Here is a 22,825-nt window from a genome sequence, read left to right as displayed (position 1 = left end):
TTTTTTGTATAAATAAAACACATTCAATTTACTTACAGGTAAGGAGACCAACATTGAGTATCTTGACTATGATTGAAGGTGAGAATACGAATTTCCGTGACTCATCAGAGGTCAGAGGGCTCGACAGCATGAAAGAGAACATACTCACCGATCGTTTTAAGATGGTGAAAAATTTTGATCTCAATTTATTGACGACGTTTGAGGCCGTTTTCATTCATCGTAGCGGAACCAAAGCTGCGGATGCTCTTGGCATCACACCTTCCGCTGTCAGTCAGGCGCTGGGGCGCTTGCGGGTTCATTATAACGATGCGTTGTTCATCAGGGATGGTAAGGCGCTGGCACCTACCACCGTTGCCGTTGGGATACATGAAGGGCTGGCAGAGGCTTATGACAATTTAGTAGCGAAACTGCAGAATATCTCCTTTGATTCTCAGCCAACCCGCATTGTCGTTCACTGCTCGTCCTATATTTCTATGTTTACGCTTAACGTGATACGTAAGGTGCTGGACGAAATTGCACCCGACTGCGAGATAGTGCATAGCAGCAGCGATAATTCAATTGCCGAAATGGAAGAAGCACTTATTTTCCGTAAGGCTGACATCATCTTCGATGCTCATCCTCATATAAGCCATTCCCGGGTAAGCCAGCATATTGCCAGTGAAGCACCGGTGATGATTTGTCGCCGTTCACACCCACGCCTGAGCGGCAGTGTGACACGGGAGCAGGTTGCGCAAGAGAGTCATATTTTTGTGGATTCTGAGAGTGCCAGTCTTTTGTCTAACAGGTTGAGTATTAATACGCTGCTGCAATTCGACAGGAAATGTCGATTTATCAGTCCTTCACAACTCTCTATTATTTCGATGGTTGAATCATCCGATATGCTGGCTTTCATTTCGGAACGTTTCTATCAGAAAATGAAAAATTCCTTTGATATTCAAAAGATTAATTTGGAATTTGATTTTCCGTCTCAGCCTGTCTATATGATCTACAATAAAGCCGCGCTGAATAACCAGTTTTTCTCTTTGCTGGTGAGAAAAGCGGCCGATGTATTTTTGCAGGACTTACAGAAGAACTCCCAGTCTTAATCAGGCCGTTACGCGAATAAAAAATGCCAGTCAGGTTTCCCTGACTGGCATTTATATAGGTTTTAACGCTGACTTCTGGCTGAGATTACAGCGCAGCAATCGTGGCTTTTTGTTCTGCCAGTTTCACTTTCGCTTCACCACAGGCGGTCAGACGTTCACGCTCTTTGGCAACCACCGCTTCCGGCGCACGTGCCACAAAACCTTCGTTAGACAGCTTGCCTTCGATGGAAGCAATTTCGCCGTCCAGTTTCGCCATCTCTTTGTCCAGACGTGCCAGTTCGGCATCTTTATCAATCAGACCGGCCATCGGGATCAGCAGTTCCGCACCTTCGACCAGCTTAGTGACAGAGACCGGGCCTTTATCGCCAGCAGCCAGAATGGTGATGGATTCCAGACGCGCCAGAGATTTAATGAAGCTCAGGTTCTGTTCCACACGACGTTGTGCATCCGCACTCGCGCCGCGCAGCAGCAGTTCCAGCGGCCTGGCCGGAGACAGGTTCATTTCGGCACGCACGTTACGGATAGCGATGATCGCCTGCTTGATCCACTCGAGATCGGCCAGCGCCAGTTCATCCGCTTTCGCTGCATCAAATTCCGGGAAAGGCTGCAGCATGATGGTTTCCGCAGTAATGCCTTTCAGGGATTTCACGCGCTGCCAGATGGTTTCGGTAATGAACGGAATGATCGGGTGCGCAAGACGCAGCAGACCTTCCAGTACTTCCACCAGCGTATGACGGGTGCCGCGCAGTTGCGCTTCATTACCCCCGTTCATCACCGGCTTGGTCAGCTCCAGATACCAGTCGCAGAACTGGTTCCAGGTGAATTCATACAGAATGCTGGCAGCCAGATCGAAGCGGTAGTTATCCATCGCTTCACGGTAAGATTTCACGGTGCGGTTATATTCCGCGAGGATCCAGCGGTCCGCCAGTGACAGCTCAAGTTCGCCGCCGTTCAGGCCGCAATCCTGATCTTCGGTGTTCATCAGCACGAAGCGGCTGGCGTTCCACAGCTTGTTACAGAAGTTGCGGTAGCCTTCAAGACGCTTCATATCCCAGTTGATGTCACGGCCGGTAGATGCCAGCGCGGCCAGCGTGAAGCGCAGGGCGTCGGTGCCGTGCGGTTCGATGCCGTTCGGGAATTGCTTCTCGGTGCGCTTGCGGATTTTCTCTGCCAGTTGCGGCTGCATCATGTTGCCGGTACGTTTTTCCAGCAAGTCTTCCAGCGAGATACCGTCGATCATATCCAGCGGATCGATAACGTTACCTTTGGACTTGGACATTTTCTGCCCTTCGTCGTCGCGGATAAGCCCCGTCATGTAAACGGTGTGGAACGGAACCTGCGGCTTGCCGTTCTCGTCTTTCACGAAGTGCATGGTCATCATGATCATGCGCGCGATCCAGAAGAAAATGATGTCGAAGCCGCTGACGACCACACTTGAAGGGTGGAAGGCTTTGAGGTCAGGCGTCTGTTCTGGCCAGCCCAGCGTGGAGAATGTCCACAAACCGGAAGAGAACCAGGTGTCGAGTACGTCTTCGTCCTGCGTCAGCACAACGTCTGCGCTCAGGTTATTCTCGCTGCGCACTTCCGCTTCGTCGCGGCCCACAAATACGTTGCCTTCAGCGTCATACCACGCCGGAATACGGTGTCCCCACCACAGCTGACGGGAAATACACCAGTCCTGAATGTCACGCATCCAGCTGAAGTACATGTTCTCGTATTGCTTCGGCACGAACTGAATATCGCCTTGCTCAACGGCTTCCACCGCAACTTTCGCCAGCGGCGCAGTACGCACGTACCACTGGTCAGTCAGCATTGGCTCAATCACCACGCCGCCACGGTCACCGTAAGGCACCGTCAGATCGTGAGGTTTGATTTCTTCCAGCAGACCGGCTTCGTCGAAGGCGGCGACCACGGCTTTACGCGCGGCAAAGCGCTCAAGACCACGGAACTGCTCAGGGATCTCGTTGCTGCAGGCGTCAGTTTCTTCGCCGTTGGTATCAAAGATTTCAGCGGTCTGGCGGATATCGCCATCGAACGTCAGGATGTTGATCATCGGCAGGCCATGACGTTTACCGACTTCATAGTCGTTAAAGTCATGCGCAGGGGTGATCTTCACGCAGCCGGTGCCTTTTTGCATATCGGCGTGTTCATCGGCAACAATCGGGATACGACGACCTACCAGCGGCAGAATGATCTCTTTGCCGATCAGATCCCGGTAACGCGGATCTTCCGGGTTAACGGCCACGCCGGTATCACCGAGCACGGTTTCCGGACGTGTCGTCGCGACCACCAGATAATCTTTGCCTTCAGCGGTTTTCGCGCCGTCAGCCAGCGGATAACGCAGGTGCCACATGGAACCTTTGGATTCGCGGTTCTCAACTTCAAGATCTGAAATCGCGGTGCGCAGCTTCGGATCCCAGTTCACCAGACGTTTGCCGCGGTAAATCAGATCTTCTTTGTACAGACGAACGAACACTTCGCGCACGGCGTCAGACAGGCCTTCGTCCATGGTGAAGCGCTCACGCTCCCAGTCCACGGAATCACCCAGGCGGCGCATCTGGCGGGTAATGGTGCCGCCGGATTCTGCTTTCCAGTCCCAGATTTTATTAATAAACGCTTCGCGGCCGTAGTCGTGACGGGTTTTGCCTTCTTCAGCGGCGATTTTACGCTCAACCACCATCTGCGTTGCGATACCCGCATGGTCAGTCCCCGCCTGCCACAGGGTATTTTTTCCCTGCATGCGCTGATAGCGGATCATGGCATCCATGATGGTTTGCTGGAAAGCATGACCCATGTGCAAGCTGCCGGTGACGTTCGGCGGCGGGATCATGATGGCAAAGCTTTCTTTACGGGTATCACCATGTGGCTTGAAATAGCCCTGCTGTTCCCAGTGCTCGTAAAGCGGCTGCTCGATGTCTTGCGGGTTATATGTCTTATCCATTTCGCTTTGTATTTTCGTCGGTCGATGTGGTGACTGAGGGCGGCGTGGCCGTCGTCAAAGAGAAACCCACGCTGCGATAGGCTTTGTAGCGTTCGCGCGCAAGTTGTTTAAGGGAATCTTCGTAAGGAACGAAGTCTACCACTTCATGGAAAGCAGTAGCAAAATCTGCAAACTCAGGCAGCAGACTAATGAGCAGGTCGCGCGGGGCATTGCCGCGTTTCCCCGGCCAGCATAATTCTACCGGCGCACCAAAACGCGGGCCTTCACCGGCCAGATTATGTGGTACAAAATGGGCAGGATCGCGTTGCCAGAGCGCTTCGTCCAGACGTTCAGCCTGTTTTTGGTCTTCACAGGCCAGCAGAACACGTTTGCCCATCCGGTAACGTTCAGCGGCGACCTGACAGGCCAGTGCTTCGTGCGAGCTGAGCTTGCCACTGGCGTCCGGCGCATCGAGAAGAAAGAAGGTTGCCTGTTTCATGATGAGTTCACTGTGCTGCTGAGAAAAAAACAGGGGCGCAACTGGTGCGCCCGCCTGTGAAAGGTCTGGCGAACCAGCCCCTGATAGTGAAGATTATATCTTATTTAGCGCAGGAATCACTCATCGCCATCCAGCCCTGCACGGTTGAGCAGGAACTGTGACAGCAGCGCAACCGGACGGCCGGTCGCGCCTTTGTTCTTACCTGAACGCCATGCGGTACCGGCGATATCCAGATGTGCCCAGCTGTATTTGCGGGTGAAACGCGACAGGAAGCAACCGGCGGTGATCGCACCGCCCGGACGGCCACCGATGTTTGCCATATCCGCAAAATTAGAATCCAGCTGTTCCTGATACTCATCAGCCAGTGGCAGACGCCATGCGCGGTCGCCCGCCTGTTCGGACGCGCCGATCAGTTCATGCGCCAGCGGATTGTGATTCGACAGCAAACCGGTGATGTGATGACCCAGGGCAATCACGCAGGCACCGGTCAGCGTGGCGACGTCAATCACCAGCTCAGGATCGAAACGCTCAACGTAGGTCAGCGCATCGCACAGCACCAGACGGCCTTCGGCGTCGGTATTGAGCACTTCGACAGTCTGGCCGGACATGGTGGTCAGAATGTCGCCCGGACGGAATGCCTGACCGCCAGGCATGTTTTCACAGCCTGCCAGCACGCCAATCACGTTCAGCGGCAGATTCAGTTCAGCCACCACACGCATCGCACCGTAAACGGCGGCGGCGCCACACATGTCGTACTTCATTTCGTCCATATCCGCAGCGGGTTTAATGGAAATACCGCCGGAATCGAAGGTCAGACCTTTACCCACAAGCACGATAGGCTTAGCGTCCGGGTTAGGATTTCCTTTATATTCCATCACCGACATCAGCGATTCGTTTTTCGAACCCTGACCCACCGCCAGATACGCATTCATTCCCAGCTCTTTCATCTGCTGCTCGCCGATAACGCGGGTCGTGATGTTGGTGCTGAACGCATCTGCCAGCTGACGGGCCTGTGACGCCAGATAGGCAGCGTTACAGATGTTCGGTGGCATATTGCCGAGATCTTTCGCGGCCTTGATACCGGCTGCTACCGCCAGACCGTGTTGAATGGCGCGCTCACCGCTGGTCAGTTCACGGCGGGTCGGCACATTGAATACCATTTTACGCAGCGGACGGCGCGGCTCGGTTTTATTGCTTTTGAGCTGATCGAAGGTGTAAAGCGATTCTTTGGAGGTTTCGACCGCCTGACGCACTTTCCAGTAAGTATTACGCCCTTTAACGTGCAGCTCGGTGAGGAAGCAAACGGCTTCCATAGAACCGGTGTCGTTCAGGGTGTTAATGGTTTTCTGGATCACCTGCTTGTACTGGCGCTCATCCAGCTCGCGTTCTTTGCCGCAACCAATCAGCAAAATGCGTTCTGAAAGAATATTCGGTACATGATGCAGTAAGAGGGTCTGGCCCACTTTGCCTTCAAGTTCGCCACGGCGAAGCAGGGCGCTGATGTAGCCATCACTGATTTTATCGAGTTGTTCGGCAATCGGTGACAGGCGGCGAGGTTCGAAAACGCCGACTACAATACAGGCACTGCGTTGTTTTTCCGGGCTACCGCTTTTTACGCTGAACTCCATGCACTCTCCTGAATCTTAAAGACAAGGGCGGGAGGTACGGCTAGAATGAGTCGCCGGAGACACTCTCCCGTCATTGTGTTAACGACCTGTGTTAACCTTAAACGGCGTTAGTTTTTTATTTTGGCGGCTATAAGCAAGTTCCTATAGGACACCCCAATTCTCGGTGTTGTAATACTATTTTAGCTGCGAAGGTTGCCATATGATGAGAATAAATGACGGATTAGCGATGAAACTAGCGATTTTCCTTCAAAAAGACAAGTTTTCACAGGCGTATTAAGCGTGATCATCATTAGATATCTGGTTAGGGAAACCTTCAAGAGCCAATTTGCCATTCTGTTCATTTTGCTTCTCATCTTCTTCTGTCAGAAGCTGGTCAGAGTGCTCGGAGCAGCGGTCGATGGCGATATCCCAACAAATTTAGTCCTCTCACTTCTGGGCCTTGGCGTTCCGGAAATGGCGCAGCTTATTCTGCCGCTCAGTCTGTTCCTCGGCCTGCTGATGACGCTCGGTAAACTTTATACCGACAGTGAAATCACGGTTATGCACGCCTGCGGTTTGGGAAAACGGTCACTGGTCATCGCTGCGCTGATTCTGGCATTATTTACGTCACTCTTTGCCGGTGTGAACGCGATCTGGCTCAGCCCGTGGTCCTCCAAACATCAGGATGAAGTGCTGGCGGAGGCGAAAGCCAACCCGAGCATGGCCGCGATGGTTGAAGGCCAGTTCCAGCAAGCCCAGAACGGCAATGCGGTTCTGTTTGTTGGCAGCGTAAAAGGGAAAGAATTCCACAATGTGTTCCTGGCGCAGTTGCGCCCGAACGGTAACCAGCGACCTTCTGTCGTGGTGGCGGATAAAGGGCATATGTTACAGCGTGCGGACGGTTCTCAGCAGGTGATGCTGGATAAAGGCACCCGTTATGAAGGCACGGCGCTGTTGCGTGATTTCCGTGTCACGGACTTCACCGATTATCTGGCGGTTATCGGCCATCAGACTGTGCAGCTTGATCCGAATCAGTCGGATCAGATGACCATGACGCAACTCTGGAATTCCAACGAACCGGAAGCGCGGGCAGAGATGAACTGGCGTTTAACGCTGATCGTTTCAGTCTTTATTATGGCGTTGCTGGTGGTTCCGCTCAGCGTGGTGAACCCTCGTCAGGGGCGCGTACTCAGTATGTTGCCGGCGATCCTGCTGTATCTGATTTTCTTCCTGCTGCAAACCTCGCTGCGCTCCAACGGAGCCAAAGGTAAGCTGGATCCGATGCTCTGGATGTGGGGAACCAACCTGCTCTATTTCGCACTGGCGCTGGTGCTTAATGCATGGGATACCTTGCCGGTTCGCAAGATCCGCGCGCGTCTGAGAGGAGCTGCCTGATGTTTGGCGTATTAGACCGTTACATTGGTCGCACTATTTTCAACACCATCATGATGACGCTGTTCATGCTGGTGTCACTCTCCGGCATCATCAAATTTGTCGATCAGCTGCGTAAAGTCGGGCAGGGCGGGTATTCCGCCGCCGGGGCAGGTTTATACACGCTGCTGAGCGTACCGAAGGATATCGAAATCTTCTTCCCGATGGCGGCGTTGCTGGGCGCATTGCTGGGCCTCGGCACGCTGGCAACACGCAGTGAGCTGGTGGTGATGCAGGCTTCCGGCTTTACCCGTATGCAGATTGCCGCTTCGGTGATGAAAACCGCGATCCCGCTGGTGCTGCTGACCATGGCGATTGGTGAATGGGTTGCGCCGCAGGGCGAGCAAATGGCCCGTAACTACCGCGCGCAACAGATGTACGGTGGTTCACTGCTTTCCACGCAAAACGGCTTGTGGGCAAAAGACGGTCACGATTTTATTTACATCGAACGCGTGGCGGGTGAAAAAGAGCTGACCGGCGTCAACATCTATCATTTCGATGAAGAGAATAAACTGCAGTCAGTGCGTTATGCATCCTCCGCGACCTTTGATAATGGCGAGTGGAAACTCTCTCAGGTGGATGAATCTGACCTGACGGATAAACTGCAAATCACCGGTTCGCAGACGCTGACCGGCGTATGGAAAACCAATCTGACGCCGGACAAACTCGGTGTGGTTGCGCTCGACCCTGATGCATTGTCGATCAGCGGCCTGCACAACTATGTGAAATACCTGAAGCAGAGCGGACAGGAAGCCAAACGTTACCAGCTGAATATGTGGAGTAAAATCTTCTCACCACTGTCCGTTGCGGTGATGATGCTGATGGCGCTGTCATTCATCTTCGGACCTTTGCGCAGCGTACCGATGGGCGTGCGTGTGGTGACCGGTATTTGCTTCGGTTTTCTGTTCTACGTGCTTGACCAGATCTTCGGCCCGTTAAGCCTGGTTTATAACATTCCGCCGATTCTGGGCGCATTGCTGCCGAGCGGACTGTTCTTCGTCATCAGCATGTTCTTGCTGCTGAAAAAACGCTAAAACACCAGTACAGATAAACAAAAAGCAGGCTCTTTACAGGCGCCTGCTTTTTTTTCGTCTTACTACAGAGACTGAACCGTCAGATCTCGTTGTTGCGTACCAGATCAGCCACCAGACTATTCACGCCATCACTCATATTTTTAAACTTAGTCAGCTCGCTGCGGGTAACCACCACGAACACACCCACACCGCGCTGCGGCACCATCGCGACATACGTGATAAAGCCACCGCCGCCGCCGGTTTTCTGAATGATACGTGGCAGCAATGGGGTCGGTGCCATCGTGACCCAGCCCATTCCCAGCGAGTCCGCCATGCCCGGCACATCCATCCCTTTGAGTGACACCAGATCCGTGCGCTTGTAATACATCTTCTGCGCCATATCGGCGGTCGTGGTGCGCTGCCCGAGGAACTGACGCATCCAGCGGCCCATATCCGCAGGCGTGGAATACAGCCCACCGCTGCCCGCTGCTGCTATCGTGTTAATACACGGGCTCGGACGCAGACCTTCCATCAGCCGTGAACACTGGCTGGCGTCAGGCGTCAGCGTGGTATCGACCATGCCCAGCGGCTGAGTGATTTGCTCGCGCAGCAACTGGGTATAAGGCTGATTAGCGGCTTTCGACAAGGCATCAGATAGCAGGTCAAACGCCAGATTGGAGTAAGAGGCGCGGGCACCCGGCGGCACGGTCATTTTCGCGACACTCAGCCAGCTCCAGCGATCACTTTTGGTCGGCCAGGTGAAGACGGCACGGTTCGCCGCACCACCCGGCTGCTCACGCGGCAGACCGCTGGTGTGGGTGGCAAGATTCAACAGGGTGATCGGATTTGTGCCGCTGTAAGCAGGAACGCGGGCACCGGCCGGAGCATATTTACGCAGCGGATCATTAATGCTGACTTTGCCCTGCTGCGCCATTTTCACCAGCACTTCACTGGTAATCAGCTTGGTCAGCGAGGCGATACGCACCACGGAATCTTCACGCGGACGGATATCGGAACCGGGACGGGTTTCCCCGAAACTGCGGAAAACCTGCTGATTGTTATCAACGACAACCAGCGCCATTCCCATCGCGCCGCTGCCGTAAAAGATGTGTTCTGCATGGTCATCCACGACCTGCGACGCCAGACGCGCATTCTGCTGCGCGTGGCTCCATAAAGGCGTACTGGCGAAGGCCAGCGCGAGGAGCGAAAGTGAGAGTTTTTTCAACAAGCTGGTATCCATCAACAGGGCAAGACTATTCGTGATTTGTATACTAATGCGAAGTTTGAGAAACGGCATTGGAAAAACGTGGGCAAACGGAAGATTTTTGTCAGCAAATCCTCACTGTGTTGCGGAGTATGACTGTTTTTTCAACACTTAAACCGAACAAGGCGGGATAACTATTGCGTGACCGGCTGGGCTGGGTATAATGCCCACGTTTTCCGCATACTACTTTCAGTGCCGAAGTGGCGAAATCGGTAGACGCAGTTGATTCAAAATCAACCGCCGCAAGGTGTGCCGGTTCGAGTCCGGCCTTCGGCACCAATAGTATGTAAATTAAGTCACCTGCAGGTGGCTTTTTTTATGGGTGAAATTCAGTCCCCGCAAGGCTTTGCCCCGCTTTTCAGCATTTAAATCAACTTCATTATGTGTTCTATCCTGCTTCGATTAGCTGTCTCCCGAATTCGATAAAACATAGTTAGTAATATCGGATTGGTTATCTCTCCCCTGCACATGTGTCATTCATCATCGGTAAAACCGGCTTCATTCTGTTAAGCCGCAGATCTCTGGTACTTCAGGGAACATCGAATCTCATATTTGTTCGTGTTGTAAAACGGAAAGTGCGGGCCTTATCCACATTAGTTATCAGGAAACCCAAACGGGTAACTAGTTGAACCCTCTAAAAACATCAGCAGTGAAATTGGTAAAGCGATTGTCTGGCGGTTGGATTGGTCAGTTCGGCATGTATGCATTCTCCTGCGCTACCAAGTATTTATATGGCATTGGTACAAAGTCGACTGCCAAGGCAGTTACTGGCTCAAAAACTCTCACAGCGTATCGAGTCAAATAAGGGGTAAGAGCAAATGATGCGCTGCCCGCTTTGCAGCTCTGTTTCTCACATTCGCACAAGCCGTTATATCACCGAACAGACAAAGGAGTCTTATTATCAGTGCACCAGGCTGGAGTGCTCATGCGCATTTAAAACAAATGAAAGTGTCAGTAAAATCGTCAAAAGAGAAAATCTGAAGCGGAAAATATAAATTTCAGCTCGCTTTCAATTCCCAAAAAATAATCTCAAGTGCCGCTTTCGCAGAAGGCGGCATTTTTCATTAATACGGTGCAAAACCGTCCCTCCTGACAGCCTTTTCTCTGGCTAGCCTGTCCTTGTAAGCTCTGCATGCATAGGGTGCATGGTTTTGCATGCAATCCGGCGTGCTCAAAAGGGTTCAAAACCCTTGCTACACGGGCTTTCAGAGGTTTTACTTCATGCATTAAAACCAGTGAGCTAAGTCAGCAGCGGGCAGGCGGGGAGAATTGCGCGCGCCGAGGTGGAGCGATACCCAAATGATATCTGATTGGCGGGAATCCTTTGAAACTAAAGTTCTGGATTACTTATCAGAAAAACCCAAGAAGCAGATTATTAATTTAAAACATTGGATATTTAATGGCATTCTACGGTTTAAAGTATTGTTACTATATATCAGAAGGGTTCTGCAGCTTAGAAATAGATTATGTGATAACTAGAGATAGTCATCTATTCAGTTAGTAAACTAAAGTGCTATGTGTCCAGATAGGAGCATGATTTATCATGTGCTACATACATATCAAAAGTTCCCCACCTACATGAGTTTTCTAGGAGTCTGTGAGGTACATGCGAGAAATAGTCAGATAAGGGTATGGAGATCGCATAGTAACTAGTTAGCAAGGTTATATTTCAATTATGAAAGTATTCAAGGGTGAGTCAGATTTGTTTAACTCAAGAGTAGACCATCATGAATTTAAACTATTGATTTTAATGATTTTATCATTTCATGGTTATACAGGGAAGAAAGTATGCACATTAAGCTTAAATATGTAATATTCTTATAAAGGTAAGTTTGACAATCTTAGGAAAAAGAGAGTGGTCGAATGATAAATCATGTCTATGGAATTGTTGGTCTAATAAGTCTATTTATAGCTATAGCAACAAGTTATATTAGAAACCAAAGTATATCTCAGTGGTTTCTTGTTAGTGCCGGCTGGTTTACTGTACTAATAATAGGCTACCTTACACAGCGCAGTATTCGAATGATAATTAAAACTAATAAAGAGGCGATGGAAGCAAAGGATATAATTACTAGGGATATACTCGAAAACAACAATAAGTTGAGCAGGGAGTTATCAGAAAAGAATCAAAAATTGATTATAGAACTAGCCTCAATCTCTGAACAAAAAGAAAAAATGGAAGGTATAGCTGCATATCTTGCAACACAAAATCCACAGATAAATGCAATACCGCGAGCTTTAGGAAAACAAGACTCTAGTGATTTGGGAGGGGTGTGAAATGAAAGTAAATTTTGATGATTACTCGTATTATCCTGCACTCAGGACGCGTGCGGCAGAAATTCTAGGTTTAAGTAAAGTTGCTAGTGATAAGAAAGAAAAAATATTACCTGTAATAACTTTAGGTAAATGGCCAAGATCGGATGAAATACAGGTCTCCTTAGATAAAACAATAGAAGCAATGGATGGTAATCCATTCATTTTGGATGTCACACAAGAAAATAAGCATCACTGTAACTCAAGTTTTGAATTATTATCACCAGATAGTAACTTTAAAAAATGGATCGATTTTTGTTCACAGAGCGAAAGTATTGTTCCTATTGTACAGATGCCTGACTCTGCAAGATTGAGAGATATTTCTCTTCAAGCCAAAATATTGGAAAGAGAGCGTGGATCAATAGCATTCAGAATTCGTAATCTGAATACTGATATTAATAAAGTACTTAGTTCATTAATCTCTCTTGATAGACCAGAAAATGCACTTGTCTTTATTGATTTGAGTTATATTAGGGGTAATATTTCGATCGCAACATCCGCTGCAATAAGTGCAATTAATCAAATAAGAACTGAGATTCCTGAGGCTATAATAAGTGTGCTAACAACTAGTTTCCCAAATTCTGTTACTAGTTTTTGTCGTGCAGATGGCCAGAGTGGTTTTATTGATATAATTGAAAGAGACTTTCATCAAGCCATTGGCGGACAAAGCGTAGCTATCTATGGTGATCATGGTTCTATCCACTCCGTTGTATACGACGAGGTTGGAGGAAGATATGTTCCTAGAATTGATGTGGCATTGGATGATGCATGGTATTTTGAAAGAAGACCAGGCATTGACTCAAAAGGATATATCGATGCAGCTAGGGCGATCCTTAGTTCATACCCAAATTATCAAGAGGATGATTCATGGGGAGCAGAAATGATACGGAATGCTTCTCTTGGTGAGATATCGGGAATGGGAAGTCCTGCTAAATGGATTGCGGTACGAGTAAATTTACATATAACGAAGCAAATAGATTTGTCAAATGCGCTAAAATATATATCTGAAGATGATGATATATTTTGAATTTGATGTGTAAAGTAAGGGGAGAGATCCCCTATTTTATAACTCTTTTCAGTACATTCTGGGGGATGACATTGATGTCACCGCCATGCTTATTTATGAAATCCTCAACGTCAATTTTATGGAAACTCAAGTTAGATTGAGTACTAGAATTAGATAATACATTTAAGTAGATGCTCTCGAGCTCCTTCTTTTTTTTAGCTTTACTTAATAAATTAAGATCTTGGTTTGTTATTTTTTTATTTTGGATTAGCATGCCTACATAACTATCAGATGTTTCTTGATAGCGAGTCTTGATGGCTCTTAAGGTAAAGTCTCGGATTTTCGCTAATGATATATTCTCAGCTAAATTTTCAAGATAAGATCTACTTGAACCATTTTGAGTGTATATCTCGTTTTCTAATAAAATTTTTGCGAGTTCTTTTTTTAATAAGAAACCTAAGAATACTCTCTTATTATTAATATTAGAGAGCCTACCCCGTTGAACTACCTTGAATTTAACACCTCGAATAGTATTTGAAAACTCTATAATGCCAACGTCGGGTTGTACTTTCTTTGTTACTTCATAAGTGAAGCGCGAAGAGCAAACCACGGTAACCTTTTCGAAACGAGATGTAAATGTAGCTAACTGGCCATCCAATCTTTTAAGAGTGTCAAAATCGCTTTTTATTTCAAATGCTTGTAGGTGCCCGTTGGCTATAGCTAAATCAACACGACGGCTCCAATTAGCGACCACCATCTCATTAATGAGTGTGGCATTCTCTAATAAACCTTTATTATATAGCCAATTAATCAAGGCTACTTTAATATCTTGTTCTCTCAATAAATCAGACATCTTGTATCGACCTGGTAAAATACTTTTTTTATTATAGCAAACAAAACCATCGCTATCCATTTATATTTAATTAATGCTATTAATTACAATGAGCTATAGAATAGATAGGTATGATCTCTAAAGCTTAAATTAGATGTTTTGCTGCGTGAAGAAATCACATTCAACGATATTAATAAATATTAACCGAGTGAACTAAAATCACCTAATTCTTGTGGTTATTTATCGGGTTATGATTGTCCGGAATTTTAAGGGCTTAAGTTTATGTGGACATTTACATTATCTTGATTATATTGCTATTATAAAATATGTAATTTAAAGGCTAAAAGTACTATTCTTAATTTTGAAAGGTATGGTTTTTGGTCGGATATACAGTGTAACGATCGTACTGGAAGATACTATGGCATTTATTGCATCCTAATAATAAGGTGGTGTGGTATGGCAAGCTTTTTCTCGGAGCGGACAGCGGAATATTCACTTATACCAGCTGTGATTGGGGTATTGGCCAAAAATAATTCAAGGATAGTACCTATCTATTTTTGGAGAACTAGAGAAGGAAACAATATATCTTTAGCTCAGAACTTATCAGGTCGTGTTAAAGTTTTGGCAATGTTTGCTAGACGACCAAAACTCTGTGGAAAAAATGGCTATGTCTCCGGAAAAGTAAACAAGAACATTTTACGTTATGCACTCCATGCACGAAAATACGGTGTGGCTACTATTTCAGGATTTATTTCCGTTGATTCTATTATGAATCTCTCGAATGAAGATAGTTATGTTTGGTTTGATTTGAGTAATAGTAAGCATCCTATTAATGATGCTGAGTTTTTTTGTAGGGCAAACAGCAATGAGATACTTGAGATGAATGAGTTTTGCAGTGATATTAATATAATTAATAAAGATGATATACCTTGCTTGATAGATGCTATATGTAAACCATTAATATGGCAGGAGTGTATTGAAGTTATATCTGAGTTAAATAAGATAACCTATTCAGATAACAACGGGTACTTTGGTCGATTTTTGGGTGGAGGCTATAGGCCTGTTTATTTTCTGATTTTAGAATAATATATTCACGTTATGATGAGTTAATTTTTTTGGTTTTTTATTCACTTTAATTGGTTTCATAAATTTTAGTTATTTGTAGTGGCACTCTTTAAAAAATTATTTCTAATATTTAAGGTGGTATGGAATTTTAAACTGAGAATATCATAATTCTGAAACCTGATTTTTGAGGAATGCCAGTTTGAACTATCGTTACTTTGACTATTACAGTATGACACGTTCAATATTTGAACTGTTAAACGAAGCTATTAATTATTTATCTCAACGACTGGTAAACCTTAGTCGCCACAGAGGAAAATTACATAGTTAGTTCTGATATCAAATCTGGTGGTCATTTTGGTGGTCAATAAATTATTTTTTATGTTTTTTTATTTTAATTTCAATGGCTTGAAATTTTTATTCGAGTCCGGCCTTCGCACCATTAGTATAAAATCTCCATGCATGGGGTAGGTGAAACGTGGTTTCTATCTGCCATGCCAGCGTATAAAAAAACATTTCTAACGGTTTTCTGTTAGCCGATTCGAAAACCCTCAACTCTTAAACACCTGACTCTGATGCCATTCAATAAACCTTTCCGCTGGCCAGTAAACTTTATCCTGCGGCAAATAAAGTTGTTTGCCGTCACGCTGCCAGAAAAGGTGATCGACAACCGGGCTGCGGTTTACGCCACCGGAAATACGGATAGTCATATGTTCGTCTATTCCTATCGCTCCCATATCAAAGGCGGAATGATGCAGGGAACAAAGGGCCAGTCCGTTATTCACTTCGCATGGCCCGCCGTATTGTTTCCAGCGGATATGCGCCGCCTCCAGTCCTACGAGTGCGCCATCCAGCCGCAAATCGTAGCCACATATTGCGCAGCGCGAGTGATATGCCCGAAGAACAATCTCCCTGAAACGCGGATCGCGCGCTTTCATCAGTGACGTAAAATCAAACCCCAGACGGTCTGCGAGAAGTATCTGCAGACTTTCCGGAAAGCGCTCTGCCATGATCTGTTGCGCCAGCTTGTTAATCATTTCCGGCGCTTCACGAAGGATCTGGTAGCTGCTTTCGTCAAAACCACCCGATACATGATTCTCAATCAGCTCACGTTTTGTTGGTTGAATATTGCCCTTGCGTGGCTTACAGCCTTCAGTATTTTCCAGCGTCCAGAACCCGTCAGTCCTCAACCGCCAGAAAGGCATATTAGGATAGTAGTCGCGCCGTTTAGGGCCGAAGTCCGCCAGCAATTTCGTCAACGGCTCGTGGATCTCTTGCCCGTAGTCGAAGAGTCGGGAATGACCGTTCAGGTATTGCGACAGAACATAAAGCAACAGCAGAGGTTTATGCGGCGCGCACTGGTCGCCGTTGCGCCAGACTGCCACATTGGAAATTGCTGTTTGCAGTGCTTTACGTGGGGTCATAGCCGAAGGTTAACAGGTTGAAGATATTGCGATCATGCTCGCAAAGAATAGGTAATTCAATGAAAGCCAGGTAAAAATAATCCGAGGTATCACGAAAATATCGCGACCCCGGATCAACGGGATCGCGCGCGGGCTGTCACTGGATCTCAGCTTCCCATGAGGCATTCCCTGTGCTCTGAAATCTTATCAACCAGCCAATTCACCCCACCATCATCAGCAATCTCCGCCAGCGGTACAGAAAATCCGATGCCTTTGATGCTCTTATCATCCGATAACTGGATCTTTGAACCCGTCTCAGGATATCCGTCATAGTTCCACCACAGGTCTTCGGCTGACGCGTAAGTGGCGTCATCGTTCACCGCAGAAAAGAGATACACAGTCAGATAGCTTTTGGCTTCTTCCGCCGGGGTTTTCAATCCTGTGGCTGGTGGTTCGTCATCTTCACCGTATTGCAACACGCGCTGGTCACATTCCAGTTCGCTGTCTGTCACCAGCTTAAAGTCCAGCACATAGTCGGTCGCTGCCATCGGCGTATTGGGTTGTTGCTGTTTACTGAATACAAACGAAACGTCCATCATCGGCAGGAAGTCCCATTTCCAGTTTTCCAGCGGATTGGCTCCGCGGCGCGGCGGCTTGTTGAAACTCCAGGTGTCCCACAGCAGAAACGATGCCTCCATTTTCTGCGCGACTTCGTTGATCATCGGAAGTATATGCTGGTAATACGCCCCGCAGATGCGGTGGGCTTGCCGGACCTGAGCAAAGGGATCGTGCATGATTATTGTTCCTTCAAAAATGAGAAATCAGAGGAGAGTGGTGTAGCTGCCAGAAATTGATGAAATCGTTGCCAGGGGAGCAAAGGTTCCCGGATGCCATAGAGCGCAAGGGCCTTCAGGCAATCAGCGACGATGCGTTTATCCTGTGGCGCTTCCCACTCTGCGTACTGGAAAACCTCCCGGACCCTGCGCCATTCCATGCCATGAAACTCGACCTGCGGGAACTGTGTTTTTAATTCCTGAAACCAGTTCTCTGTAGTTGCCGGTAAATTGCCCAGCGCCAGAAAATGAACGCTTTCTTTGGCGTTGTCATCTGCCAGATAGGTGTAGAGCTCTTTCCGCCATTGCTGTAGATATTGCCTGCCGCCAGCCGGTGGTTTGACTTCAATGATCAGCGCCGTATGCTCAAAAGCGATCACGAGATCGGGTTCGGCAAATCGTTCGTCTCCTGAAAGAAAGGGTTGCATCTTCTCATCAGCAGGATCAGGGAAAACATATTTGGGCCAGAAGGTGATGGATGTAAATTTTCCCCAACTGTCCCGGTTAATTCCCAGCATCGCTGAAAAAAACAGATCCATTGCTGCCGGAGATAAATAGCTAACGCGGCTCCAGATTGCTGCTGTGAGTAAATCCTCATAAGACTGAAAAACGGTTCGCCAGCTTTGTGGTTCACTGCCATTGAGCATTATCCTGCCCGCTTTTCCTTCCAGAATGGCATTTAGCATTTGGCACTCCTTTGTTAATTAAATTTGTTATTTTTCTTATCCCGGATCCTGCCCAGTTTCATCGTCTCCTGCTCCGGCATGTCATCAAGATTACCCTCCCGTAGTCCCAACACCACGTTGTCGCCTGCCAGAACCGCACGTTCACCCGTTTCACCTGACGGCTGAGGGTCAGATAGAGCGCCGACTGCAGCACGCGGTCGGCGTTGAGGTACAGGCTGATGTTCTGCCAGGCGGCCCGGCGGATTAACAGACTCTCATTGCTTGCCGTCGGGATACATCAGGAACAGGGAGGAATAATTGATGATGTGCTGAGCGGGAATGTTTTTCAACGCGCTGGTGAATTCAATCTCATAGCGCAGAATATCGCTGATGGCCTCGCTGCCGCTGAACCTGAGCACCGAAATATCAACTCCGGGTTGCCGGGATTCCAGCCGTGTAAGCTGAAGCTGATAATGGTTGTGGACCGGTAATTTACAACCCTGCTTTAAAGAAAGGCAAGGGTAACCAGGGGGTGTATAAAAGATAATCGTTTTTTAGAGTGATATCCGAAAACTGAACGTTATTACCGATCGACTTACTGCGGGAAAATATCGTAGCCTGTCATCATCTTAGTGACGTCTAAACACCCCAAATCAGGAAAATTCCCCATGGCACTGGAACCCGCAATCGCTGAACTTGTTAATGACTTCATCACGGCAGGCCGTCCTTCATCACGCCGTCAGACTTTTGCTGAGCGTCGTGCCGGATATATCGCCAGCACAGTTTTGGCCGGTGATATTGAGCAACGCGTAGAGGTTGACGATGTGGTTATCGACGGTATGTTGTTACGCGTTTACTCGCCGCTGGAAGCGCATGGCGCATTACCTGCCGTTATCTATTATCACGGCGGCTGTTTTGTCAGCGGTGGATTTGCCACGCATGACAATCAGCTGCGTCAGCTCGCTTTTTACAGCGGTTGCCGGGTGATTGCAGTTCAGTATCGCCTGGCGCCTGAACACACCTATCCCGCCGCACATGACGATGCAGAACAGGCGGCAAATCTTATCTGGCAGAATGCTGAAAGGCTTGGCATCGCGCGCGGCCGGATAACGCTGATGGGCGACAGTGCGGGCGGACATCTTGCCCTGATCACCGCTCTGCGCCTGCGAAATGCCGGGCAGTGGCTGCCGCATCTGCTGGTACTGATTTACCCGATGCTGGATGCGACAGCGTCATCTGACAGCCACAAGCGCAATGGCGATGATTACGTGCTGACCAGCGACACGCTGCTCAGCGGATTCGACGCTTATTTTCCGCAAACTGACTTCATGCATCCTGAAGTCAGCCCGTTATGGCGCGATGATTTTTCAGGGCTGCCGCCGGTTCATATCATCACAGCGGAATACGATCCGTTATGCGACGAAGGCGAGGCGCTGTTCTCCCGGCTGACAGAGCAGGGCGTGAATTGCACTGCACAGCGCTATCTCGGCGTGATCCACGGTTTTTTCCAGCTTGGTGGAATCAGCCAGACAGCGCGGAATGTGATGCAGGATATCGCCGTGCGTGTCAGTTCATCGGATACACCGTAAACTTTTTGGTTTTTGCGAGCCCGCTGTTTGCCTGCTCGCATAATTCAAAAAGCACAGGGATCAGGTGAGCGGAAGCTTTCAGAAAATCGCTGACCTGTGCAATCCCTTCCGGGAGCAATATCTCGCTGTTCTCCAGCCCTTCGCTTATGCACAACAGCCCCTGACATAAGCCGCCTGCGGATTCTGATGCCAGCGCATTCAGGTCATACAGTTGTGCATCATCAAAGTGACTGAAATCCAGCCCGGCGATAAGCGAGCGAAAGACAGAGATGGAGTTGGTAGTAAACGCGGTGTGGTTATCAGAATCAGTCATACAAGTCATTCCATTGTCAGTGAGTCGAGGCCTCCGGTACTGGCGAGGTGATTGCCGCTGCCAGAGAACTCTATGCCTGTTCGTGCGCCAAAGAAATAACCTGTTTATATTTACAGTGGTTTGTTGTCAGATCTGGAAGGCGTCTCGCAAAATCCACTCAGAGCATCGGGGATATTAACCGCCAGAATGATATTCATGAGATAAAAATTGAAATCGGTTAATTAATAACAGTATTTGCCGGATATTATTCTGGCGATGCTGAAAATAGCTAAAATTAAAAGTAATGAATGCGGGTGGTTGTCACGTAATGTAATTGTCACGCTGGCGTGGTTTACTTATTGATGCTATTTTGCTGGTGTAATTGTTATTAAATATTTCAACTTTGGCATCCTGATAGTTTACGATTGATGAATTGATCATCAGGTTGGTGGCTATTTAATCTATAATACAAAAATTGTTTCCCTGAGTTACATTTAAAAATTTATTTGTTCAATGTCTGCACTAAGCATATTTTTCTCTTATAGGGAACTTTCTGAATTTTCACTTTGCCCCCCGTCATACCTATGTTAATTATTTATACGCGGCGCAAGACCGCACACACATCACATAAATAATAAAGACAGGGTAATAATGAGCAATTTAAAAGCGTCAATCTTAATTGGCGGCGTTGTGCTGTCGGCATTATCTGCCAGCGCTCAGGCCGAGATTACTGTTTTAGATAAAAATCCTCAGAGTAATGCTTTGCTGGCACCGCTGAGTTTACAGGTAGGCGGGAGTATCCGTCCTGAGTGGATTTTCAATAACGGCCCGGAGCCGGGTTATTATAAAAATGGACATGATGGCGGTACCCGTTTCCGCTTCCGTGGTGATTATAAACTGACGCAAGACACCTCCGTCATCGCTTACTACGAGCTGGGTGTGGACATGGCGAACCTGCTGGGTATGAATGATCATTATCCGGAAGGCGGTCAGCGTGATACCCAGCGTCAGTTATATGCGGGCTTTAAAGATGATCGTTACGGGACACTAACCTACGGCCACCAGTACGGCATTTATTATTCCGTTGTCGGGATTAAAAGTGACGTCTGGGATAACGATGGTCATGCGGGCGGTACCGGTATTGGTATTAACGGCAGTTATGATGGTGCGAATAAGCCAAAAAACAGCCTGAAATATACCAACGATTTTGGCCCGGTAACGTTATATGCCAACTACTTATTGCCGGAAGATGAAATCCAGGCGGGCGATAATCAACATTATCGTCGTAATAATGGCGGCGGTTTAGGTTTTGATTATAAACTCACCAAAGATTTAGTCTGGAGCGCGGCTTATAGCCTGACTGATGCAACGGTCAAAGATAATCAATATAACGAAAAAGATTATCATCAGCAGTTGTCTGGTACGGCTTTAACCTGGCAGCCCAATAACTGGTATATCGTCGGGACCGGCAGTTATTACAAAGATTTCGTGCCAAGCACCCGTGAAAATCCTGTCGATCATTACTTTGCAGGCAGCGGTTACGGGGTGGAAGGGTTCGTCGGTTATACCTTCAATATCGACAAGCCGTTCCTGAAATCTATTCAGCCATACGTTGCGGCCGATTCCCTGCAACTGAAAGGTGGCGAAGAATATCACGCGAACCACGTTTATCTGGGCGCGGGTACCACCATCGGTTACGGCTTGTCTGTTTATGTGGAACGCACACTGGCGCACTCTACCGACAACGAACCGGACCAGACCTGGGTCACCGTTTTCTACGATTTCTAATCCACACGCCTCGTGGATCATCAGGCCAGCGCATTTGCGCTGGCTTTTTTGTCTATAGAAAACCCCCAGCTAGGCTGGGGGTTCCGTAAAGCTTCCAGCTTTGAGCCGGATATAAAAACCCCTTTTGATTTGTTAAAACACCTTGCGGTCTGGCAACTGCATTGGTCAAACAAGAAATCAAAAGGGGGTCCCAATGGGGGACGAAAAGAGCTTAGCGCACACCCGATGGAACTGTAAATATCACATAGTTTTCGCGCCTAAATACCGAAGGCAGGTCTTCTACGGCGAGAAACGCCGTGCAGTAGGGAGTATTTTAAGAAAACTGTGTGAATGGAAAAATGTGCACATTCTGGAAGCAGAATGCTGTGCAGATCACATCCATATGCTTGTGGAAATCCCGCCGAAGATGAGTGTATCGAGCTTCATGGGGTATCTGAAGGGCAAAAGTAGTCTGATGCTATATGAACAATTTGGTGATCTTAAATTCAAATACAGGAACAGGGAGTTTTGGTGCCGAGGGTATTATGTAGATACAGTGGGTAAAAATACATCGAAGATCCAGGAATACATAAAGCACCAACTGGAGCAGGATAAACTAGGGGAACAGTTATCAATCCCGTATCCAGGGAGCCCGTTTACGGGCGGTAAGTAACGAATTTGGATGCAAATGTCAGATTGCTATGCGCCTGTTAGGGCGCGGCTGGTAACAGAGCCTTACAGGCGCATATGAAAAACCTCCGGCTATGCCGGAGGATATTTATTACCTCAGCCAATCGGTTCAGTGCGCCAGTGCTTCCGCAACTTCAACGCTCACCACATCATCCTCGCTAATCGGCATTTCCAGCGTCTGATACAGCACCTCCAGCCGTTCACACAGAATATAGCTCAGCAGATCTTTCGCCTGCGGATTATCCAGCGTCACAATGGCATAAGACAACGCACGGCAGTGATCGACGATCTCTTCCAGTTCCAGCGGGGTATTGTCGTAAAGGTTAGGCATTGTGGGCCTCCGGTGCGGAGGTATTAGTAAAAGCAGTGTTAGAAAATTCCATTTTAGTACTCCAGCTGATAGTTGATTAACTACCTCCAGAGACGCTAATCCCATGGTGGTAGCTCAAACAGCGTTAGCGTTCCGGCCAGTCTGGAATCCGGTGCTTCGTGAGAAGCCACTGTCTGAGCCACCATAATTTGGGTGAATGCAGACCGTACCATATTTTCTCTAT

21 protein-coding genes and 1 tRNA gene are annotated in these 22,825 nt (G+C 48.0%); 11 read left to right on the top strand and 11 right to left on the bottom strand.

Going from position 1 to position 22,825, the window contains the following annotated elements; genetic code table 11:
* Positions 1 to 53: 53 nt before the first annotated feature.
* Entirely contained in the window at positions 54 to 1,085 is a 1,032-nt protein-coding gene (locus RAHAQ2_RS19190; protein ID WP_231572372.1) for a LysR family transcriptional regulator, read from the top strand.
* 85 nt (positions 1,086 to 1,170) lie between these two features.
* On the opposite strand, the gene RAHAQ2_RS19185 is transcribed toward RAHAQ2_RS19190, so the two are convergent.
* The 3 genes from RAHAQ2_RS19185 to pepA form a co-directional block, all read right to left on the bottom strand.
* Complete coding sequence (locus RAHAQ2_RS19185; RefSeq protein WP_015698814.1) at positions 1,171 to 4,026, bottom strand: valine--tRNA ligase; 2,856 nt, start codon at positions 4,024 to 4,026, stop codon at positions 1,171 to 1,173.
* Positions 4,019 to 4,504, bottom strand: a complete 486-nt coding sequence (locus RAHAQ2_RS19180) for a DNA polymerase III subunit chi (RefSeq protein ID WP_015698813.1) — start codon at positions 4,502 to 4,504, stop codon at positions 4,019 to 4,021. The genes RAHAQ2_RS19185 and RAHAQ2_RS19180 overlap by 8 nt, the downstream gene beginning before the upstream one ends.
* 116 nt (positions 4,505 to 4,620) lie before the next feature.
* Positions 4,621 to 6,132, bottom strand: a complete 1,512-nt coding sequence (gene pepA, locus RAHAQ2_RS19175) for a leucyl aminopeptidase (protein ID WP_015698812.1) — start codon at positions 6,130 to 6,132, stop codon at positions 4,621 to 4,623.
* A 279-nt stretch (positions 6,133 to 6,411) separates the two neighbouring features.
* Between pepA and lptF the strand changes: the two genes are divergently transcribed.
* Positions 6,412 to 7,506, top strand: coding sequence for an LPS export ABC transporter permease LptF (gene lptF, locus RAHAQ2_RS19170; protein WP_015698811.1), 1,095 nt, complete (start codon positions 6,412 to 6,414; stop codon positions 7,504 to 7,506).
* Positions 7,506 to 8,576 carry an LPS export ABC transporter permease LptG gene (lptG, locus tag RAHAQ2_RS19165; RefSeq protein ID WP_015698810.1) on the top strand — a complete coding sequence of 357 codons (1,071 nt, stop codon included), beginning with the start codon at positions 7,506 to 7,508 and terminating at the stop codon, positions 8,574 to 8,576. Before lptF ends, lptG begins: the two co-directional genes overlap by 1 nt.
* A 79-nt stretch (positions 8,577 to 8,655) precedes the next feature.
* Here the strand turns inward: lptG and ampH are convergent, their stop codons facing one another.
* Complete coding sequence (gene ampH, locus RAHAQ2_RS19160) at positions 8,656 to 9,795, bottom strand: D-alanyl-D-alanine-carboxypeptidase/endopeptidase AmpH (protein WP_037040419.1); 1,140 nt, start codon at positions 9,793 to 9,795, stop codon at positions 8,656 to 8,658.
* A 218-nt stretch (positions 9,796 to 10,013) separates the two neighbouring features.
* Here ampH and RAHAQ2_RS19155 point away from each other — a divergent pair.
* The 4 genes from RAHAQ2_RS19155 to RAHAQ2_RS19145 all read left to right on the top strand — a co-directional run bounded on the left by RAHAQ2_RS19155 (position 10,014) and on the right by RAHAQ2_RS19145 (position 13,159).
* Positions 10,014 to 10,098, top strand: a tRNA-Leu gene (locus RAHAQ2_RS19155).
* A gap of 539 nt (positions 10,099 to 10,637) precedes the next feature.
* The gene (locus tag RAHAQ2_RS25190) at positions 10,638 to 10,814 is read left to right on the top strand and encodes an ogr/Delta-like zinc finger family protein (protein WP_015698808.1); all 177 of its coding nucleotides are present in this window, start codon (positions 10,638 to 10,640) and stop codon (positions 10,812 to 10,814) included.
* Positions 10,815 to 11,682: 868 nt separating this feature from the next.
* Complete coding sequence (locus tag RAHAQ2_RS26030) at positions 11,683 to 12,096, top strand: protein gop (protein ID WP_015698806.1); 414 nt, start codon at positions 11,683 to 11,685, stop codon at positions 12,094 to 12,096.
* 1 nt (position 12,097) lies between these two features.
* Complete coding sequence (locus tag RAHAQ2_RS19145; RefSeq protein WP_015698805.1) at positions 12,098 to 13,159, top strand: beta family protein; 1,062 nt, start codon at positions 12,098 to 12,100, stop codon at positions 13,157 to 13,159.
* 31 nt (positions 13,160 to 13,190) lie between these two features.
* Here the strand turns inward: RAHAQ2_RS19145 and RAHAQ2_RS19140 are convergent, their stop codons facing one another.
* Complete coding sequence (locus RAHAQ2_RS19140) at positions 13,191 to 13,991, bottom strand: sce7726 family protein (RefSeq protein WP_015698804.1); 801 nt, start codon at positions 13,989 to 13,991, stop codon at positions 13,191 to 13,193.
* 435 nt (positions 13,992 to 14,426) lie between these two features.
* On the opposite strand from RAHAQ2_RS19140, the gene RAHAQ2_RS19135 reads away from it, so the two are divergent.
* Positions 14,427 to 15,056, top strand: coding sequence for a hypothetical protein (locus tag RAHAQ2_RS19135; RefSeq protein WP_015698803.1), 630 nt, complete (start codon positions 14,427 to 14,429; stop codon positions 15,054 to 15,056).
* A gap of 527 nt (positions 15,057 to 15,583) precedes the next feature.
* On the opposite strand, the gene RAHAQ2_RS19130 is transcribed toward RAHAQ2_RS19135, so the two are convergent.
* The 4 genes from RAHAQ2_RS19130 to RAHAQ2_RS26025 all read right to left on the bottom strand — a co-directional run bounded on the left by RAHAQ2_RS19130 (position 15,584) and on the right by RAHAQ2_RS26025 (position 18,352).
* A complete protein-coding gene (locus RAHAQ2_RS19130; RefSeq protein WP_015698802.1) occupies positions 15,584 to 16,456 on the bottom strand; it encodes a phosphorothioated DNA-binding restriction endonuclease in 873 nt (290 codons plus the stop codon).
* A 146-nt stretch (positions 16,457 to 16,602) separates the two neighbouring features.
* Positions 16,603 to 17,229 (bottom strand): hypothetical protein, encoded by a 627-nt coding sequence (locus RAHAQ2_RS19125; RefSeq protein WP_015698801.1) that lies wholly within the window; start codon positions 17,227 to 17,229, stop codon positions 16,603 to 16,605.
* A gap of 2 nt (positions 17,230 to 17,231) precedes the next feature.
* Complete coding sequence (locus tag RAHAQ2_RS19120) at positions 17,232 to 17,954, bottom strand: hypothetical protein (RefSeq protein ID WP_015698800.1); 723 nt, start codon at positions 17,952 to 17,954, stop codon at positions 17,232 to 17,234.
* Positions 17,955 to 18,208: 254 nt separating this feature from the next.
* Positions 18,209 to 18,352, bottom strand: a complete 144-nt coding sequence (locus RAHAQ2_RS26025; protein WP_231572374.1) for a hypothetical protein — start codon at positions 18,350 to 18,352, stop codon at positions 18,209 to 18,211.
* 249 nt (positions 18,353 to 18,601) lie between these two features.
* Here RAHAQ2_RS26025 and RAHAQ2_RS19110 point away from each other — a divergent pair, with 249 nt between their 5' ends.
* On the top strand, positions 18,602 to 19,522 hold the full coding sequence (locus tag RAHAQ2_RS19110) for an alpha/beta hydrolase (RefSeq protein WP_015698798.1): 921 nt from the start codon (positions 18,602 to 18,604) through the stop codon (positions 19,520 to 19,522).
* On the opposite strand, the gene RAHAQ2_RS19105 is transcribed toward RAHAQ2_RS19110, so the two are convergent.
* Positions 19,500 to 19,835: a hypothetical protein gene (locus RAHAQ2_RS19105; protein WP_015698797.1), complete on the bottom strand. Its 336-nt coding sequence runs from the start codon at positions 19,833 to 19,835 to the stop codon at positions 19,500 to 19,502. The two genes, RAHAQ2_RS19110 and RAHAQ2_RS19105, sit on opposite strands and share 23 nt — an antisense overlap.
* 630 nt (positions 19,836 to 20,465) lie before the next feature.
* Here RAHAQ2_RS19105 and RAHAQ2_RS19100 point away from each other — a divergent pair.
* A complete protein-coding gene (locus RAHAQ2_RS19100) occupies positions 20,466 to 21,602 on the top strand; it encodes a porin (protein ID WP_015698796.1) in 1,137 nt (378 codons plus the stop codon).
* Positions 21,603 to 21,795: 193 nt separating this feature from the next.
* Positions 21,796 to 22,254, top strand: a complete 459-nt coding sequence (gene tnpA / locus RAHAQ2_RS19095; protein WP_014333746.1) for an IS200/IS605-like element IS1541D family transposase — start codon at positions 21,796 to 21,798, stop codon at positions 22,252 to 22,254.
* Between the two features lie 126 nt (positions 22,255 to 22,380).
* Here the strand turns inward: tnpA and RAHAQ2_RS19090 are convergent, their stop codons facing one another.
* A complete protein-coding gene (locus tag RAHAQ2_RS19090; protein WP_015698795.1) occupies positions 22,381 to 22,602 on the bottom strand; it encodes a hypothetical protein in 222 nt (73 codons plus the stop codon).
* Positions 22,603 to 22,825: the final 223 nt, after the last annotated feature.

This window comes from Rahnella aquatilis CIP 78.65 = ATCC 33071 (assembly GCF_000241955.1).
Classification (GTDB): Bacteria; Pseudomonadota; Gammaproteobacteria; order Enterobacterales; family Enterobacteriaceae; genus Rahnella; species Rahnella aquatilis.
The sequence above is the reverse complement of the archived record's forward strand: the minus strand, read 5'-3'. Positions and strand labels throughout refer to the sequence as shown.

What these genes read in the sequence shown, in the direction of transcription:
- RAHAQ2_RS19185 (WP_015698814.1), bottom strand. Translation starts at nt 4,026, where the DNA reads ATGGATAAGACATATAACCCGCAAGACATCGAGCAGCCGCTTTACGAG.
- RAHAQ2_RS19180 (WP_015698813.1), bottom strand. Translation starts at nt 4,504, where the DNA reads ATGAAACAGGCAACCTTCTTTCTTCTCGATGCGCCGGACGCCAGTGGC.
- pepA (WP_015698812.1), bottom strand. Translation starts at nt 6,132, where the DNA reads ATGGAGTTCAGCGTAAAAAGCGGTAGCCCGGAAAAACAACGCAGTGCC.
- lptG (WP_015698810.1), top strand. Translation starts at nt 7,506, where the DNA reads ATGTTTGGCGTATTAGACCGTTACATTGGTCGCACTATTTTCAACACC.
- ampH (WP_037040419.1), bottom strand. Translation starts at nt 9,795, where the DNA reads ATGGATACCAGCTTGTTGAAAAAACTCTCACTTTCGCTCCTCGCGCTG.
- RAHAQ2_RS25190 (WP_015698808.1), top strand. Translation starts at nt 10,638, where the DNA reads ATGATGCGCTGCCCGCTTTGCAGCTCTGTTTCTCACATTCGCACAAGC.
- RAHAQ2_RS26030 (WP_015698806.1), top strand. Translation starts at nt 11,683, where the DNA reads ATGATAAATCATGTCTATGGAATTGTTGGTCTAATAAGTCTATTTATA.
- RAHAQ2_RS19145 (WP_015698805.1), top strand. Translation starts at nt 12,098, where the DNA reads ATGAAAGTAAATTTTGATGATTACTCGTATTATCCTGCACTCAGGACG.
- RAHAQ2_RS19140 (WP_015698804.1), bottom strand. Translation starts at nt 13,991, where the DNA reads ATGTCTGATTTATTGAGAGAACAAGATATTAAAGTAGCCTTGATTAAT.
- RAHAQ2_RS19135 (WP_015698803.1), top strand. Translation starts at nt 14,427, where the DNA reads ATGGCAAGCTTTTTCTCGGAGCGGACAGCGGAATATTCACTTATACCA.
- RAHAQ2_RS19130 (WP_015698802.1), bottom strand. Translation starts at nt 16,456, where the DNA reads ATGACCCCACGTAAAGCACTGCAAACAGCAATTTCCAATGTGGCAGTC.
- RAHAQ2_RS19125 (WP_015698801.1), bottom strand. Translation starts at nt 17,229, where the DNA reads ATGCACGATCCCTTTGCTCAGGTCCGGCAAGCCCACCGCATCTGCGGG.
- RAHAQ2_RS19120 (WP_015698800.1), bottom strand. Translation starts at nt 17,954, where the DNA reads ATGCTAAATGCCATTCTGGAAGGAAAAGCGGGCAGGATAATGCTCAAT.
- RAHAQ2_RS19110 (WP_015698798.1), top strand. Translation starts at nt 18,602, where the DNA reads ATGGCACTGGAACCCGCAATCGCTGAACTTGTTAATGACTTCATCACG.
- RAHAQ2_RS19105 (WP_015698797.1), bottom strand. Translation starts at nt 19,835, where the DNA reads ATGACTGATTCTGATAACCACACCGCGTTTACTACCAACTCCATCTCT.
- RAHAQ2_RS19100 (WP_015698796.1), top strand. Translation starts at nt 20,466, where the DNA reads ATGAGCAATTTAAAAGCGTCAATCTTAATTGGCGGCGTTGTGCTGTCG.
- tnpA (WP_014333746.1), top strand. Translation starts at nt 21,796, where the DNA reads ATGGGGGACGAAAAGAGCTTAGCGCACACCCGATGGAACTGTAAATAT.
- RAHAQ2_RS19090 (WP_015698795.1), bottom strand. Translation starts at nt 22,602, where the DNA reads ATGCCTAACCTTTACGACAATACCCCGCTGGAACTGGAAGAGATCGTC.